The sequence below is a fragment of the Acidovorax sp. LjRoot74 genome (genome assembly GCF_964254355.1).
Classification (GTDB): domain Bacteria; phylum Pseudomonadota; class Gammaproteobacteria; order Burkholderiales; family Burkholderiaceae_C; genus Acidovorax.
The window spans coordinates 3,038,961-3,053,375 of record NZ_CAXUTI020000001.1; the positions used below are offsets into that span (position 1 = coordinate 3,038,961).

At 67.1% G+C, this 14,415-nt stretch carries 13 protein-coding genes; 12 read left to right on the forward strand and 1 reads right to left on the reverse strand.

Annotated elements, in window-relative coordinates; genetic code table 11:
* Nucleotides 1-19 precede the first annotated feature (19 nt).
* The 7 genes from ACSQ3O_RS14245 to ACSQ3O_RS14275 all read left to right on the forward strand — a co-directional run bounded on the left by ACSQ3O_RS14245 (nt 20) and on the right by ACSQ3O_RS14275 (nt 6,679).
* Nucleotides 20-1,135 (forward strand): NAD(P)/FAD-dependent oxidoreductase, encoded by a 1,116-nt coding sequence (locus tag ACSQ3O_RS14245; RefSeq protein WP_436139359.1) that lies wholly within the window; start codon nt 20-22, stop codon nt 1,133-1,135.
* On the forward strand, nt 1,132-1,428 hold the full coding sequence (locus tag ACSQ3O_RS14250) for a 2Fe-2S iron-sulfur cluster-binding protein (RefSeq protein WP_436139360.1): 297 nt from the start codon (nt 1,132-1,134) through the stop codon (nt 1,426-1,428). The genes ACSQ3O_RS14245 and ACSQ3O_RS14250 overlap by 4 nt, the downstream gene beginning before the upstream one ends.
* Nucleotides 1,419-2,768: an FAD-dependent oxidoreductase gene (locus ACSQ3O_RS14255; RefSeq protein ID WP_436139361.1), complete on the forward strand. Its 1,350-nt coding sequence runs from the start codon at nt 1,419-1,421 to the stop codon at nt 2,766-2,768. The genes ACSQ3O_RS14250 and ACSQ3O_RS14255 overlap by 10 nt, the downstream gene beginning before the upstream one ends.
* A 146-nt stretch (nt 2,769-2,914) precedes the next feature.
* Nucleotides 2,915-3,550 carry a TRAP transporter small permease gene (locus tag ACSQ3O_RS14260; protein WP_436139362.1) on the forward strand — a complete coding sequence of 212 codons (636 nt, stop codon included), beginning with the start codon at nt 2,915-2,917 and terminating at the stop codon, nt 3,548-3,550.
* Between the two features lie 32 nt (nt 3,551-3,582).
* A complete protein-coding gene (locus tag ACSQ3O_RS14265; RefSeq protein ID WP_436139363.1) occupies nt 3,583-4,848 on the forward strand; it encodes a TRAP transporter large permease in 1,266 nt (421 codons plus the stop codon).
* 60 nt (nt 4,849-4,908) lie between these two features.
* Nucleotides 4,909-5,931 carry a TRAP transporter substrate-binding protein gene (locus tag ACSQ3O_RS14270; protein ID WP_436139364.1) on the forward strand — a complete coding sequence of 341 codons (1,023 nt, stop codon included), beginning with the start codon at nt 4,909-4,911 and terminating at the stop codon, nt 5,929-5,931.
* A 73-nt stretch (nt 5,932-6,004) separates the two neighbouring features.
* Nucleotides 6,005-6,679, forward strand: a complete 675-nt coding sequence (locus ACSQ3O_RS14275; protein ID WP_137745616.1) for a GntR family transcriptional regulator — start codon at nt 6,005-6,007, stop codon at nt 6,677-6,679.
* A 118-nt stretch (nt 6,680-6,797) separates the two neighbouring features.
* On the opposite strand, the gene ACSQ3O_RS14280 is transcribed toward ACSQ3O_RS14275, so the two are convergent.
* Nucleotides 6,798-8,216, reverse strand: a complete 1,419-nt coding sequence (locus tag ACSQ3O_RS14280; RefSeq protein ID WP_436139365.1) for a PLP-dependent aminotransferase family protein — start codon at nt 8,214-8,216, stop codon at nt 6,798-6,800.
* A 190-nt stretch (nt 8,217-8,406) separates the two neighbouring features.
* Here ACSQ3O_RS14280 and gabT point away from each other — a divergent pair, with 190 nt between their 5' ends.
* From gabT to ACSQ3O_RS14305, 5 genes are all read left to right on the forward strand, one after another.
* On the forward strand, nt 8,407-9,711 hold the full coding sequence (gene gabT, locus ACSQ3O_RS14285; RefSeq protein ID WP_436139366.1) for a 4-aminobutyrate--2-oxoglutarate transaminase: 1,305 nt from the start codon (nt 8,407-8,409) through the stop codon (nt 9,709-9,711).
* 43 nt (nt 9,712-9,754) lie between these two features.
* On the forward strand, nt 9,755-10,852 hold the full coding sequence (locus tag ACSQ3O_RS14290) for an ABC transporter ATP-binding protein (RefSeq protein WP_060985892.1): 1,098 nt from the start codon (nt 9,755-9,757) through the stop codon (nt 10,850-10,852).
* 94 nt (nt 10,853-10,946) lie between these two features.
* Complete coding sequence (locus tag ACSQ3O_RS14295) at nt 10,947-11,981, forward strand: ABC transporter substrate-binding protein (protein WP_436139367.1); 1,035 nt, start codon at nt 10,947-10,949, stop codon at nt 11,979-11,981.
* Nucleotides 11,982-12,155: 174 nt separating this feature from the next.
* Nucleotides 12,156-13,418: an ABC transporter permease gene (locus tag ACSQ3O_RS14300; protein WP_436139368.1), complete on the forward strand. Its 1,263-nt coding sequence runs from the start codon at nt 12,156-12,158 to the stop codon at nt 13,416-13,418.
* A gap of 30 nt (nt 13,419-13,448) precedes the next feature.
* Entirely contained in the window at nt 13,449-14,267 is an 819-nt protein-coding gene (locus tag ACSQ3O_RS14305; RefSeq protein ID WP_436139369.1) for an ABC transporter permease, read from the forward strand.
* Nucleotides 14,268-14,415: the final 148 nt, after the last annotated feature.

The following is a 14,415-nucleotide window of genomic DNA, read 5'->3' on the forward strand; positions in this document are numbered from 1 at the left end:
TTTCCACCGCACAGGCTCCATGCAAACCACCGACGTCCTTGTGATCGGCGCTGGCATCGTCGGTGCTGCCTGTGCCCATGCGCTGGCGCGAGCGGGCCTGTCGGTGCGAATCATCGATGCGCGCCTGGGCGGTGCCACGGCGGCGGGCATGGGCCATCTGGTGGTGATGGATGACAACCCGGCTGAGCTGGCGCTGAGCAAATCGTCGCTCGACCTCTGGCACGCCTGGGCACCACAGATGGATGCAGGCTGCTCCTTCACCGCCTGCGGCACGCTCTGGCTGGCCGCCGACGAGGAAGAGCTGCAGGCCGCGCACACCAAGCGTTCTACTTTGCACGCACAAGGCGTGGCCTGCGAGATGCTGGATGCCGCAGCCCTAGCCCGCGCAGAACCGGCGCTGCGCCCCGGCCTGGCGGGCGCGCTCAAGGTACAGGGCGACAGCGTGGTTTATGCCCCGCGTGCCGCCCGGTGGTTGGTGACCCAGGCCGCAGCGCATGGCACCGTGGTGGTCGAGCAGGCCGAAGCCACGCAGATCGACGGCCACACCGTCACCCTGCGCGACGGCAGCCACCGCAGCGCTGGCGCCATCTTGCTGGCCAGTGGCATCCAGGCCCCGCAGCTGTGCCCCGGCCTGCCGCTGCGCCCCAAAAAGGGCCACCTCGTCATCACAGACCGCTACCCCGGCACCGTGCACCACCAGTTGGTGGAGCTGGGCTACATCACCAGCGCCCACCACAGCGATGGCACCTCGGTGGCCTTCAACGTGCAGCCCCGGCCCACGGGGCAGTTGCTGATCGGCTCGTCGCGCGAGTTCGACACCACCGACCCGGCCGTCAACAACGCCGTGCTCGCGCGCATGCTGCAGCGCGCGCTCGGCTACCTGCCCGGCCTGGCGGACCTGAACGCGATTCGTACTTGGACGGGTTTTCGCGCTGCCACGCCCGACAGCCTGCCCATCATCGGCCCGCACCCTGCGCACCCCCACCTGTGGCTGGCCGTGGGCCATGAGGGGCTGGGCGTAACCACGGCCCCCACCACCGCACAGCTGCTGGCTGCGCAAATCACCGGCAGTACACCGCCCATCGACCCCATGCCCTACGCCGCGCAGCGTTTTGATTCGTGGGGTGCTGCATGACGCGCCCCGCCTCCCACACCCCGACCGTGCAGATCGTCGTGAACGGAATTCCCCGGCAAGTGCCAGCGCTCACCAGCGTGGCCGCCGCGCTGGCGCAACAACCGCCGGGCACCACCCGCACCTCGGTCACTGGAGAGGCGCGCGCGCCGCTGTGTGGCATGGGCGTGTGCCACGAATGCCGCGTGCGCATCCAGGGCCGCATCCGCCTCGCCTGCCAGACGGTGTGCGTCGAAGGCATGGCCATCGACACCGATGCAGGCACGGCCCCCGGGAGCGCCACGCCATGCCCCTGACCCCCATGCTTGCACCAGCCCCCATGCACGAACGCTGCGACGTCCTCATCATCGGCGCGGGCCCAGCAGGCATGGCAGCAGCACTGGCGGCGGCCCCCAGCGGCGCCGCCATCACGGTGGTGGACGATAACCCCCAGCCCGGCGGCCAGATCTGGCGCGATGGCCCGCAGGTGGCCCTGCCCCCGCTAGCGCAGCAACACCGTACCGACCTTGCCCGACACCCCAACATCCGCGTGCTGTCCGGCACCCGGGTAGTGGGGCTGGGAACCAATCAACCCACAGACAAGGCCCCCGCCCTGCTGCTGGAGGACGTCGACCGGGGCTGGACCCAGCACAGCCACCGCATCATCCTGTGCACCGGCGCACGCGAGCTGCTGTTGCCCTTCCCGGGCTGGACTTTGCCCGGCGTGACGGGCGCGGGCGCGCTGCAGGCCCTCATCAAGGCAGGGCTGGACGTGCGCGGCCAGCGCATCGTGATCGCAGGTACCGGCCCGCTGCTGCTGGCGGCCGCCGCCACAGCCACACAGGCGGGCGCCACCGTGGTGCGCATTGCCGAGCAGGCCCCCTGGGCAGCGCTCGCGGGCTTTGCGGCACAACTGCCACGCTGGCCAGCCAAGGCGCTGCAGGCGCTCACCTTGATTCACCCTGGCTTGCGCGCAAGCACCCATGTGCTGGAGGCACAGGGCACCACCCAGGTGCAGTCCGTGCGGCTGCGCAAGGGTGTGCATGCAGAAGAAACTATCGCCTGCGACCGCATCGCCTGCGGCTTTGGGCTGGTGCCCAACACCCAGCTGGGCCAGTTGCTCGGTTGCACGCTGGGCGGACCGCTGAGCGGCGGCCTGGGCCTGGCGGTGGATTCGCAGATGCGCACCACGGTGCCGGGCGTGTTGGCGGCCGGGGAAAGCACGGGCTTTGGCGGCAGCGAACGTGCCTTGGTGCAGGGCGCCATCGCAGGCCATGTGGCAGCGGGCCATGTACAGCAGGCCCAGGCACTGCGCCTGCAGCTTGCGCGCTGGGAAGGTTTTGCCCAGGCACTGCAGACTTCGTTTGTGCTGAACGAGCAGCTCAAGGCCCTGCCCCGGCACGACACCCTCGTGTGCCGCTGTGAAGACGTGGCCTATGCCGACCTGGCACCACGCCAAGGCTGGATCGACGCCAAGTTGCACACCCGCTGCGGCATGGGGGCCTGCCAAGGGCGCATCTGCGGGGCGGCCACACAGCACCTGTTTGGGTGGACACCGACCGCGCCCCGCCACCTGCTGGCGCCTGCACGCATCGGCACCCTGGCCGCCTGTGGCGGGCCTGCGCCGGAAGACGCCAGCGCAGTGCCGCCTGCCTGAGCGGCTGCCTTTTCTCCAGCCCCGCAGCGCGACCCCACGACCCGCTATGAACAGGCATCCATCTTGCTTGCAAATATATCAATCAGATATTAAAAACTCCGCATAGCAAAGCCGCCCCGCCCAACCCATCCACAGCGCACCGCACCATGCCTTCATCCCACAGCCCCGCCCCACCACCCGCTGCCACGCCGCGTGCACCTGTTCGCTGGGTGCTGGCGCTGTCTTCGCACATCCTGCGCACCGAGCGGCAGGTGCTCACCGGCCTGATGACGCTGCTGGTGCTGCTCATCCTGCTCAACGTGGTCACGCGCTACACCGGCATGCCCATCTATTGGGTGGACGAGGCGGCGGTCTACACCGTTGTGTGGCTGACCTTTGTGGGCGCCTCGATCATGACGCGGCTGCGCATGGACTTTGCCGTGACCATGCTGACCGACCACCTCGGCGCGCGGGGAGCCCAGGCGTTCAAGGTGGTGGCCACATCCGGCGTGCTGCTGTTTGGCCTGGCCATGCTGGTGATGTGCTGGGTGTGGATGGACCCCATCGGCATTGCACGCTACGGCTTTGACGCCAAAGAGTTTGCGGCCGAGAGCTTCAACTTCCTCTACACCGAGCGCACCCAGACGCTGAACTGGCCCACCTGGGTGCTGCAGCTGATCCTGCCGATCTTCTCGGCCACCTTCAGCGTGCATGCGCTAGCCAACCTGCTCGAAGACATGGGCGCCGCAGAGCGTGTGCAGCACGCAGGCTTTGACGTGGTCAACGCCGACGCCGTGAACTGAACGCTCCCCTGCAAACCCACCGAGCCCCGACCATGATCACCACCCTGTTCTTCCTCGCCGCCTTGATGGTGGGTGTGCCCATCGGCGTGTGCCTGTGCCTGTCGGGCGCGGTGTACATCCTCAGCATCGACAGCCCGGTGCTGTTCCAGTCCTTCCCCATGCAGATGTTCGGCGGGGTAGACAGCTATGGCCTCATCGCCATCCCACTGTTCATCCTGATCGGCGAGATCATGAACAGCGGCGGCATCACGCGGCGGCTGGTGGACCTGTCGATGGCTTTCATCGGCTCGGTCAAAGGGGGCCTGGCCTACGTGAACATCCTGGCCAACATGCTGGTGTCGTCCATCATCGGCTCGGCCACTGCGCAGGTGGCCATCATGTCGCAGGTCATGGTGCCCGAGATGGAGAAGCAGGGCTACGACAAGACCTTTGCCGCAGGCCTCACGGTGTATGGCGGCATGCTGGGGCCCATCATTCCGCCCTCGGTGATGTTTGTGGTCTACAGCGTGCTGGCCCAGGTGGCTGTGGGCGACATGCTGATTGCTGGCATCCTGCCCGGCGTGCTGCTCACGCTGCTGTTCTTTGTCGTGATCGCGCTCATGGGTTTTGTCTACAACTACCCGCGCAGCGAAAAGCGCACGCTGGCCCAGCGCGCACGCACCGTGGTGCAGGCCAGCCCCACGCTGCTCATTCCCATCATCATCGTCGGCTCCATCCTGAGTGGCGTGGCCAACCCCACCGAATCGGCTGCCGTGGGCGCGCTGGTCTCGGCCCTGGTGGGCCGGTATGTGACCAAGGAATTCCGCTTCAGCGCCATGCCCGCCATCCTGCTGCGCTCGGCGATCTACTCGGCCATCGTGCTGTTTCTGGTGGCGGCGGCGGCCGTGTTCTCGTGGCTGCTGATCTACGGCAAGGTGCCGCAGATGGTGGCCGCCTGGGTGCAGACCGTGGCGCACGACCCGGTCACCTTCCTGCTGCTGACCAACGTCATTCTGCTGGTCATCGGCACGGTGATCGACGGCATCCCCGGTCTCATCATGACCGCGCCCATCCTGCTGCCGATTGCCACCGAGGTCTATCACATCGACCCGCGCCACTTTGGCGTGGTGATCGTCGTCAACCTGGTGCTGGGGCTGATGACCCCGCCCGTGGGCCTGAGCTTTTTTGTCGCGTCGGCCGTCACCGGGGCCAAGCCCGGAAAGATGTTCATCGTGACCCTGCCGTTTTTCATCATCAGCTGCGTGGCGCTGGTGATGTTGTCGCTGTTCCCCAGCCTGTCGCTCGGCCTGCTCAAGTAGCGGGGCATGCCGTCCGACAGATCCGTCCCCGTCCCAACGTTCTTTCACACGGAGTTCACCATGACGACCCAGCCTGCCCGCCCAGTCTCCCGCCGCCACTTCATCCAGCGCCACGCCGTGGCCGCAGCCGCCGTCACGGGGCTGGGCTTTCCAGCCCTGGTGCGGGCAGCAGATGCCAAGGAATTCCGCCTGGGCCTGATAACGCCCGCAGGCCACTCCTGGAACCGCGCTGCGCTGCAGTTTGGCGAGGCGCTGAAGAAGGAAACCGACGGCCGCCTGAGCGTCACCGTCTTCCACTCGGGCCAGTTGGGCAACGAGGCCGCGATGATGCAGCAGCTGCAGTCCGGCGCGCTCGACATGGGCTGGATCCAGGCGGCCGAGCTGGGCTCGCGGGTGTCGAGCATCGCGGCCATCAACGCACCCTACCTCGTGCGCTCCACGCCCGCCGTGGCCAAGCTGGTCAAACACCCCGCCGCCACCAAGCTGCTGGAGGTGCTGCCGCGCGAGACCGGCACCATCGGCCTGGGCTGGGGCATCACCGGCATGCGCGCCGTTTTCTCCACCAAGGACATCAACCTGCCCACCGACATCAAGGGTATGAAGCTGCGCATCAACCCCACGCCCGTGTACCGCGACTTTTATCAAATGCTGGGCGCCGCCCCCACGCCCATCCCCACACCCCAGGTGTTCGATGCGATGAGCAATGGTCAGGTGGACGGGCTGGAGGCCGACATCGAGTTCTCGTGGAACCAGCGCTTCGACAAGGTGGCCAAGACGCTGCTGCAGATGAATGCGCTGTTCATGCCGTTTGCTCCGCTGGTCTCCGGCCGCATCTGGCAAGGGCTGGACGCCAAGGACAAGGACATCATCCGCAAGCTGGTGGCCCAGTCGCTCGATGCGCAGATCAACGACATCGTGACCACCGAGGCCGGGCTGATCGAGAAGTTCAAGGGCACGTCCATCGCGTTCAAGACAGCATCGGCCTTCAACCCCGACAGCACCATCCAGGAGTTTGACAAATTGTGGCTGCCCAAGGCACCGCAGATTGCCGAGCTGCGCAAGGCGGGCGCCAGCCTGGCCTGATGGCAGCGGGGCCGCTACCGCAAGCCACTAAGATGCGGTCCGCGCTTCCCCCGATCCTCTCAATAGCCGCTCCATGACCACCCGCAGTGCCCCCACCCAGCGAGACCCCGCGCCCAAACGGCGTGCGGCCGACGTGGCCTATGACGCCATCGAGGCCATGATCTCCACCCTGCAGCTGCAGCCTGGCTCGCCGGTGGTGGAGGCCGAGATTGTGGAAAGCACAGGCCTCGGCCGCACCCCCGTGCGCGAGGCGCTGCTGCGCATGGTCTCCATCGGGCTGATTGCGCAGCAGCCCCGGCGCGGGCTGCTGGTGTCGCACATCGACCTGGCCGACCACCTGGACGTGATCCAGACCCGCCGCGTGCTGGAGCGCCTGATAGCATCGTGCGCCGCGCGCCGCGCCACGGCACCACAGCGCCAGGCCATCGTGCAGTGCGCCGAAAAGATGGTGGAAGCCGCCGCACGCGGCCACCTGGACGACTACATGCAGGCCGACCACGCGCTGGACGTGGTGGTGCACCAGGCCAGCCAGAACCATTCGGCCGTCAAGTGTGTGCAGCCGCTCATCGTGCAGTGCAGGCGCTTCTGGTACGCCTACCAGCACGAGGGCGAGGTGTCCGAAGGCGCGCGCGCCCACATGCAACTGGCCCAGGGCATTGCCAGCGGCGACGAAGCGCACGCCATGGCCGGGGCAGAGCAGCTGATGGAGTACCTGGAGCGGTTTGCGCGGCGCATCATCGACCGCTGACGCGGGCTGTGGCGGCCCTCTTCAGGCCCTGAGCCAGGCTCTATTGCTATCTATTTAATAGCTTAAAAGGCATGCCCAGAGCGCGGCAACGGCCTAAAAACCTTCAAGAAATCACCCATCACTCCGCCACCTGCTGCCCCAGCAGGATGCGTTGCTCCAGAAAGCGCCACAGCCGCTCGTCCTGGCTGAACGACACATTGAAGCGCAGCCACCCCGTGGGGCGCGGCTCCACCAGAAAGAGCTGGCCGGGGCCCAGCATGATGCCCGCGCCCGTGGCCTCTTTCGACAGCTCGGCGCTGTCGGGCAGATCGGGGTGGCGCGCCCACAGGTACATGCCCGCCTCGGGTTCGTGGAACAGTTCAAACCCCAGGTTCAGCAGCCGCCGGCCCACCGCGCGGTGCGCCTCGGCCAGGCGCTCGCGCAGCGACTTGAGGTGCTTGCGCCAGCGGCCATCGGTCACCACGCCGAAGGTGATGCGCTCGGTGATCTCGGAGGACGTCAGGCCCGAAATCATCTTGAGCTGCACCAGCTCATCCAGCAGATCGCGCCGCGCCGCCACATAGCCCGTGCGCAGGTTGGGCGAGATGGTCTTGGAGAAGCTGCCGATGTAGACCACGCGGCTGAGCTGGTCCAGGCTGGCCAGCGAAGGACGCACGGTCGAATCCATGTCGGCGTAGATGTCGTTTTCCACCAGCGCAAAACCATGTTGCTCGGCCAGCTGCAGCAGCCGGTGCAGGTGCGCGACCGATGCCATGGAGCAGGTGGGGCTTTGCAGGCGCGGCTGGGTGAAGAACACCGTGGGGCGGTGCGCGGCCAGCAGCGCCTCCAGCGCGGGCAGGTCGTAGCCCGTGGGGGTGCGCGGCACGCCCACCACCTGCGCTCCCGCAAAGCGCAGCATGAAATGCAGGTTGGGGTAGCCGGGGTCGTCCACCAGCACCACGTCGCCAGGCTTGACCAGGCGGCGTGCCACCAGGTCCAGCGCCTGGCTGGAGCCCTGGGTCAGCAGCACCTGCTCGGCATCCACCGCCAGGTGGTGCTCGGCCAGTGATTCGGCCACCACCATGCGCAGGGCCATATGGCCGTGCGGCAGGCCATAGCCGTCCAGCTCCGGGCCATCGGACGACAGCTGGCGCATGCTGCGCTTGACCGCATCGCCAAACAGCCAGTCGTGTGGCAGCCAGCCGCAGCCCGGCTTCATGGGCAGGTTGCGGTTTTCAAAAATTTGTTTGAGGTACCAGCGCGCATCAAAACGGGGCACCGGCCGCGCTGGCGCACCAGCCCCGGGCGCTGCGCCTTCGTCGCCCCGCCGCTTCACAAAAAAGCCCGCGTTGGCGCGCGACACCAGCCAGCCCTGCGCCACCAGGCGGTCGTAGGCCTCGACCACGGTGAACACGCTCACGCCATGCGCAGCGGCAAAAGCGCGGATGGACGGGAGCTTGCTGCCGGGTTTGAGCACCTGCCCAACGATCAGGCCCCGCAGCCCATCAACGATCTGGCTGACCAGCGGTGTCTGCAGGTCCGGGCTGAGAGTGAGCATCAGGAGGGGAAAAAAGGAGGCGAATTGTGCACCGGCTTGGCGCACACCAAATCAGGGATTGCCTGTACAGGATTCTAGACCTGCACAGTGCGCGCCAAACAGCGCTGCGCTGTACATGGACGGTGTGTGGCGCGACTTCCAGAATCCGCCCCATTCCTTCATTTCCTCGTCAACCACAACGCCGACCGCCATGCAGCAAGACCGCCACTTCACCAACGCCGCCCTCCTCACCCGCCGCCACGCCGCCGTGGCCCGGGGCGTGGGCCAGGCCCATGACCTCTTCATCCAGAAGGCCCGCAACGCCGAGCTGTGGGATGTGGAGGGCCGCCGCTTCATCGACTTTGCCGGCGGCATCGCCGTGCTCAACACCGGCCACCTGCACGCTGGTGTGATCGCCGCCGTGAAGGCGCAGCTGGACCTGTACACCCACACCTGCTTTCAGGTGGTGGCGTACGAGCCCTACGTGGAAGTGTGCGAGCGCCTGAACACGCTGGCCCCCGGCGCGTTTGCCAAAAAGAGCCTGCTGCTCACCACGGGCGCTGAGGCCGTGGAAAACGCCATCAAGATCGCCCGCGCCTACACCAAGCGCCCTGGCGTGATCGCCTTCACCGGCGGCTACCACGGCCGCACCAACCTCACGCTGGGCCTCACCGGTAAGGTCGTTCCGTACAAGACGGGGTTTGGCCCATTCCCGGGTGAGACATACCACGCGCTGTTCCCCAATGCGCTGCACGGCGTGAGCGTGGAGCAGGCGCTGCACTCGGTGGAGCTGATCTTCAAGAACGACATCGAGCCCGAGCGCGTGGCGGCCTTCATCGTCGAGCCAGTGCAGGGCGAAGGCGGCTTCTACGTCGCCCCACCCGAATTCATCAGCGGCCTGAAGGCGCTGGCCGACCGCTACGGCATTCTGCTGATTGCCGACGAAGTGCAGACCGGCGCAGGCCGCACCGGCACCTGGTTTGCCAGCGAACAGTGGCCCGTGGCGCCCGACCTGATCACCACGGCCAAGTCGCTGGCGGGCGGCTTCCCGCTGGCAGGCGTGGTGGGCCGGGCCGATGTGATGGATGCCCCCGCCCCCGGTGGCCTGGGTGGCACCTACGCAGGCAGCCCCGTGGCCTGCGCCGCCGCGCTGGCCGTGATCGAGGCCTTTGCACAAGAAAAGCTGCTGGCCCGCAGCCAGGACATGGGCGCGCTGCTGGTGCGCAGCCTCAAAGACACCGCAGCCAAGGTGCCTGCCATTGGCGACGTGCGCGGCCTGGGCGCCATGGTGGCGATTGAGTTGTTCGAGAACGGCGACCTCAGCCGCCCCGACGCCGCCCTGACCAAGCAGGTGGTGGCCGAGGCCGCGCGGCGCGGGCTGATCCTGCTGTCGTGCGGCACGCATGGCAATGTGATCCGCATCCTGGTGCCGCTGACCGCCTCGGACGAGCTGCTGCACGAGGGCCTGGCCATCCTGGCCGACAGCCTGGAGGCCGTGGCTGCGGCCACGCACTGACATGCGCCCGGCCCTTCACTCCACCTACCAGGCACCGCCCGCCATGAACCAGCCTGCCGAACCCCTGGTGCGCTTTACCGGCGTGCAAAAGACCTACGACGGCGAGCAGCTCGTGGTGCGCGCGCTGGATCTGGACATCCAGCGCGGCGAGTTCTTGAGCCTGCTGGGCCCGTCGGGCTCGGGCAAGACCACCACGCTGATGATGCTGGCCGGGTTCGAATCGCCCACGGCGGGCGACATCCTGCTCGATGGCAAGCAGATCACGCGCACGCCGCCGCACAAGCGCAACTTTGGCATGGTGTTCCAGAACTACGCGCTGTTCCCCCACCTCACCGTGGGCGAGAACGTGGCCTACCCGCTGACGGTGCGCAAGGTGCCCAAGGCCGAGCAGGCCGAACGCGTGAAGAAGGCGCTGGACATGGTGCGCCTCGGCGGCATGGCAGACCGACTGCCCGCACGCCTGTCGGGCGGCCAGCAGCAGCGCGTGGCGCTGGCGCGCGCGCTGGTGTTCAACCCGCAGCTGGTGCTGATGGACGAGCCCCTGGGCGCGCTCGACAAGCAGCTGCGCGAGCACATGCAGATCGAGCTGAAAGAGCTGCACCGCCAGCTGGGCGTGACCTTTGTGTACGTGACACACGACCAGGGCGAGGCCCTGACCATGAGCGACCGCGTGGCCGTGTTCAACGAAGGCGTGATCCAGCAGCTGGCCGATGTGGAGAGCCTGTATGAAACGCCCAGCAACCGCTTTGTGGCGGGCTTTGTGGGCGACAGCACCGTGCTCTCGGGCACGCTGCAGGGTGCGGGGGCCGACGCGGCCATCCAGATGCCCGGCGGCTTTCTGCTGCCCGGCATCAACGTGAACCAAGCCCCCGTGGGCGCGCGGGTGCAGGCCTGCGTGCGGCCCGAGCGCATCGTGCTGCACCCGCAGTCCGAATACCCCCGGCCCAACGCCATCCCGGCCACTGTGGCGCGCACCATTTACTACGGCGACCACCTGCGCCTGGTCTGCGAGCTGGGCCATGGCCAGGAGCCGGCCACGGTCAAGCGGGCCTTGTCGCCGCTGGGCACCAGCCACGCGCAGCCGGGCGACCAGGTGCTGCTGGAGTTCCCGCCCGCCGCCACGCGCATCTACGCCGTGTGAGGGTGTTGCAAACCCCGTTGCGCCCCACCGCCCCTTTCACATCTCCGTTCCCATCCCTGTCCCCGTTCCTCCACTACCCAAGGAAATCTGCACCATGAAAAAGAGCCTCATCGCCTGCGCATCGCTGGCTGCCTGCCTGGTCACCCTGCCCAGCTTTGCGCAGCAGCAACTCACTGTCGTGAACTTTGGCGGCGCCAATGCCAATGCGCAGAAAAAGGCGTTCTATGAGCCCTACGAAAAGCAGGGCACCAAGATCGTGGCCGTGGAATACAACGGCGAGCAGGCCAAGGTCAAAGCCATGGTCGAGACCAAGAAGGTGACCTGGGACGTGGTGGAGGTCGAATCGCCCGACGCCGCACGCGGCTGCGACGAGGGACTGTATGAAAAGCTGGACTACAGCAAGATCGTGCCCAAGGCCGACCTGCTGCCCGCCGCCGTGCACGAATGCGCCGTGGGCATCTTCGTGTGGTCCACCGTGATGGCCTACAACGGCGACAAGCTCAAGACCCCGCCCACCAGCTGGGCCGACTTCTGGGACACCAAGAAGATCCCCGGCAAGCGCGGCATGCGCAAGGGCGCGCGCTACAACCTCGAATTTGCGCTGTTGGCCGACGGCGTGAAGCCCGCCGACGTGTACAAGGTGCTGGCCACGAAGGACGGCGCCGACCGCGCCTTCAAGAAGCTGACTGAACTCAAGCCCAGCATCCAGTGGTGGGAGGCCGGTGCCCAGGCGCCCCAGTTTCTGGTGGCGGGCGATGTGGCGCTGACGACGGTGTTCAACGGCCGCATCGACGCCGCCAACCGCGAAGGCCGCAACCTCAAGATCTACTGGCCCGGCGGCATCTACGACCTGGACTACTGGGCCATCCCCAAGGGCACACCCAACAAGGATGCGGCTGTGAAGTTCATCGCCTTCACCATGCAGACGCCGCAGCAAGCGGCCTACGCGCAGAACATTGCCTACGGCCCGGCCAACAGCAAGGCGCTGGCGTCGCTCGACAAAAAGGTGCTGGACGACCTGCCCACCTCGGCCACCAACGCCAAGGAGGCGCTGCAGTTCAGCGTGGGCTTCTGGGCCGACCAGGGCGAGGCGTTGGAGAAGCGCTTTGCCGCCTGGGCCACGCAGTAAGAGCGGCTAACAAAACTCTTCTGGCGTCGTTGCTGTGTCTTGTCGTACTGCTCGTACTGCCTGCGACACAGCGCCTAGCCAGAACCGCTTCGCTGAGTTTTGTTAACCACTCTAAGCCTCCTATGTTGCCCCTTTGAAGATGCCCTTGTGAAACGCTGAGAGCAGGACACCCGCATGCAAGCCACCCTGGCCCACCCCCACGCCATTGCCCCCGAAGGCAGCCCCCCCGGTGCGCTGCGCCAGGCCCTGGCGCGCGCCGAATCGCGCCGCAAATGGCGCGCCTTTGCGCTGACCTTGCCCCTGCTGGTGTTCCTGCTGCTCACGCTGCTGGTGCCCATTGCCGCGCTGCTGCAGCGCGCGGTGGAAAACCCCGAGGTCGCCAACGCCCTGCCCGCCACCATGCGCGCGCTGGACGGCTGGGACCGCAAGGACGCCCCCGGCGCGCCCGCTTATGCCGCGCTGGTGCAGGATCTGGCCCGCCTGCCCGACAGCTCTGACGCCGGGGCGCTGGCGCGGCGGCTCAACACCGAGGTGCCCGGCGCGCGCTCGCTCATCATGGGCGCGTACCGCGCACTGCCCATGGAGGGCACACCCGAGGCCATCCGCGCGCAGCTGCTGGACAAGGACCCGCGCTGGGCCGAAGCCCCGCTGTGGCAGGCCATCGCCAAGAACGGCGCCCGCTGGACGCCCGACTACCTGCTTGCCTCGGTGGACCTGCAGCGCGACGCACTGGGCCACGTCGAACGCATGCCCGAAGAGCAACGCGCGTTTGGCGGCATCCTGCTGCGCACCTTCCACATCAGCCTGGTGGTCACGCTGGTGTGCCTGCTGCTGGGCTACCCGCTGGCCTGGTGGCTGGCCACCCTGCCCGCCCGCCCGGCCAATGTGTTGATGATTCTGGTGCTGGTGCCGTTCTGGACCTCCATCCTGGTGCGCGTGGCCGCATGGATTGTGCTGCTGCAGTCCGAAGGGCTGGTCAACCGGGGCCTGATGGGCATGGGCTTGATCGAGCAGCCGCTGGCGCTGCTGTTCAACCGCACGGGCGTGGTGATCGCCATGGTGCACATCCTGCTGCCCTTCATGATCCTGCCGCTGTACAGCGTGATGAAAAGCGTGCCGCCCACCTACCTGCGCGCGGCGGTGTCGCTGGGCAGCTCGCCGGTGGCAGCGTTCTTTAGGGTGTATGTGCCGCAAACCTACCCCGGCATTGGTGCGGGCGCGCTGCTGGTCTTCATCCTGGCCATTGGCTACTACGTCACGCCCGCGCTGCTGGGCGGGGCGGACGACCAGATGCTGAGCTACTACATCGCCCGCTACACCAATGTGGAAGTGAACTGGGGCATGGCCTGCGCGCTGGGTGCCCTGCTGCTGGCGGCCACGCTGGTGCTGTATGGCGTGTACCGCCGATTCGGCAAGGCCGAACTGAGCCTGGGCTGACCCATCTTCTGACGCAGAAAGCCGCTGACCATGTTTCGCCTTCCCTCCTTCCCCCTCTATGCCACGCTGGCCGACAAGCTCGGCTGGTGGGCCGTGCGCGCGCTGTGTGTGGCCGTGCTCGCCTTCTTGCTGGCGCCCATCCTGGTGATGGTGCCGCTGTCGTTTTCCGAGAGTTCGTTCCTCGCCTACCCCATTCACGGCTGGTCGCTCAAGTGGTACCAGCACCTGTTCGAATCGCCCGAATGGGCGCGCGCCACGCGCAACAGCTTCATCGTGGCGCCTGCGGCCACGCTGGTTGCCACGGTGCTGGGCACGCTGGCTGCGGTGGGGTTGTCGCGGGCGGACTTCCGCTTCAAGGGGCTACTCATGGGCATTCTGATCGCGCCCATGGTGGTGCCCATCATCGTGGTGGGCGTGGCCACCTACCTGTACTTTGCGCCGCTCGGGCTGGCCGACAGCTACCTGGGCCTCATCGTCGTGCATGCAGCGCTGGGTGCGCCGTTTGTGCTGACCACCGTGCTGGCCACGCTGGCCGGCTTCAACCACAACCTGGTGCGAGCCTCGCTGAGCCTGGGCGAGACGCCACTGAACACCTTCTTCCGCATCACGCTGCCGGTGATTGCACCGGGGGTGATCTCGGGCGCGCTGTTTGCGTTTGCCACCTCGTTCGACGAGGTCGTGGTCACGCTCTTCCTGGCCGGGGCCGACCAGTCCACCCTGCCGCGCCAGATGTTCAACGGCATCCGCGAAAACATCTCGCCCACCATCGCCGCCGTGGCCACGCTGCTCATCTTGTTCACCACCAGCCTGCTGCTGGCGCTGGAATGGCTGCGGGGGCGGCGTGCGTGATGGAGCCCCCCTGGGCCGCGCCAGTTGCATGCGCTGCGAGCAAACGCGCCGCATCCGTAAGAACCGACCTGAAACCCCGCCGTCCATGCCACATTGGTGACAAGTGCGGCGGCAACGCGTGCTAGCCTTTCCCCTAACCCTGACCTCA

What these genes read in the sequence shown, in the direction of transcription:
- ACSQ3O_RS14245 (WP_436139359.1), top strand. Translation starts at nt 20, where the DNA reads ATGCAAACCACCGACGTCCTTGTGATCGGCGCTGGCATCGTCGGTGCT.
- ACSQ3O_RS14250 (WP_436139360.1), top strand. Translation starts at nt 1,132, where the DNA reads ATGACGCGCCCCGCCTCCCACACCCCGACCGTGCAGATCGTCGTGAAC.
- ACSQ3O_RS14255 (WP_436139361.1), top strand. Translation starts at nt 1,419, where the DNA reads ATGCCCCTGACCCCCATGCTTGCACCAGCCCCCATGCACGAACGCTGC.
- ACSQ3O_RS14260 (WP_436139362.1), top strand. Translation starts at nt 2,915, where the DNA reads ATGCCTTCATCCCACAGCCCCGCCCCACCACCCGCTGCCACGCCGCGT.
- ACSQ3O_RS14265 (WP_436139363.1), top strand. Translation starts at nt 3,583, where the DNA reads ATGATCACCACCCTGTTCTTCCTCGCCGCCTTGATGGTGGGTGTGCCC.
- ACSQ3O_RS14270 (WP_436139364.1), top strand. Translation starts at nt 4,909, where the DNA reads ATGACGACCCAGCCTGCCCGCCCAGTCTCCCGCCGCCACTTCATCCAG.
- ACSQ3O_RS14275 (WP_137745616.1), top strand. Translation starts at nt 6,005, where the DNA reads ATGACCACCCGCAGTGCCCCCACCCAGCGAGACCCCGCGCCCAAACGG.
- ACSQ3O_RS14280 (WP_436139365.1), bottom strand. Translation starts at nt 8,216, where the DNA reads ATGCTCACTCTCAGCCCGGACCTGCAGACACCGCTGGTCAGCCAGATC.
- gabT (WP_436139366.1), top strand. Translation starts at nt 8,407, where the DNA reads ATGCAGCAAGACCGCCACTTCACCAACGCCGCCCTCCTCACCCGCCGC.
- ACSQ3O_RS14290 (WP_060985892.1), top strand. Translation starts at nt 9,755, where the DNA reads ATGAACCAGCCTGCCGAACCCCTGGTGCGCTTTACCGGCGTGCAAAAG.
- ACSQ3O_RS14295 (WP_436139367.1), top strand. Translation starts at nt 10,947, where the DNA reads ATGAAAAAGAGCCTCATCGCCTGCGCATCGCTGGCTGCCTGCCTGGTC.
- ACSQ3O_RS14300 (WP_436139368.1), top strand. Translation starts at nt 12,156, where the DNA reads ATGCAAGCCACCCTGGCCCACCCCCACGCCATTGCCCCCGAAGGCAGC.
- ACSQ3O_RS14305 (WP_436139369.1), top strand. Translation starts at nt 13,449, where the DNA reads ATGTTTCGCCTTCCCTCCTTCCCCCTCTATGCCACGCTGGCCGACAAG.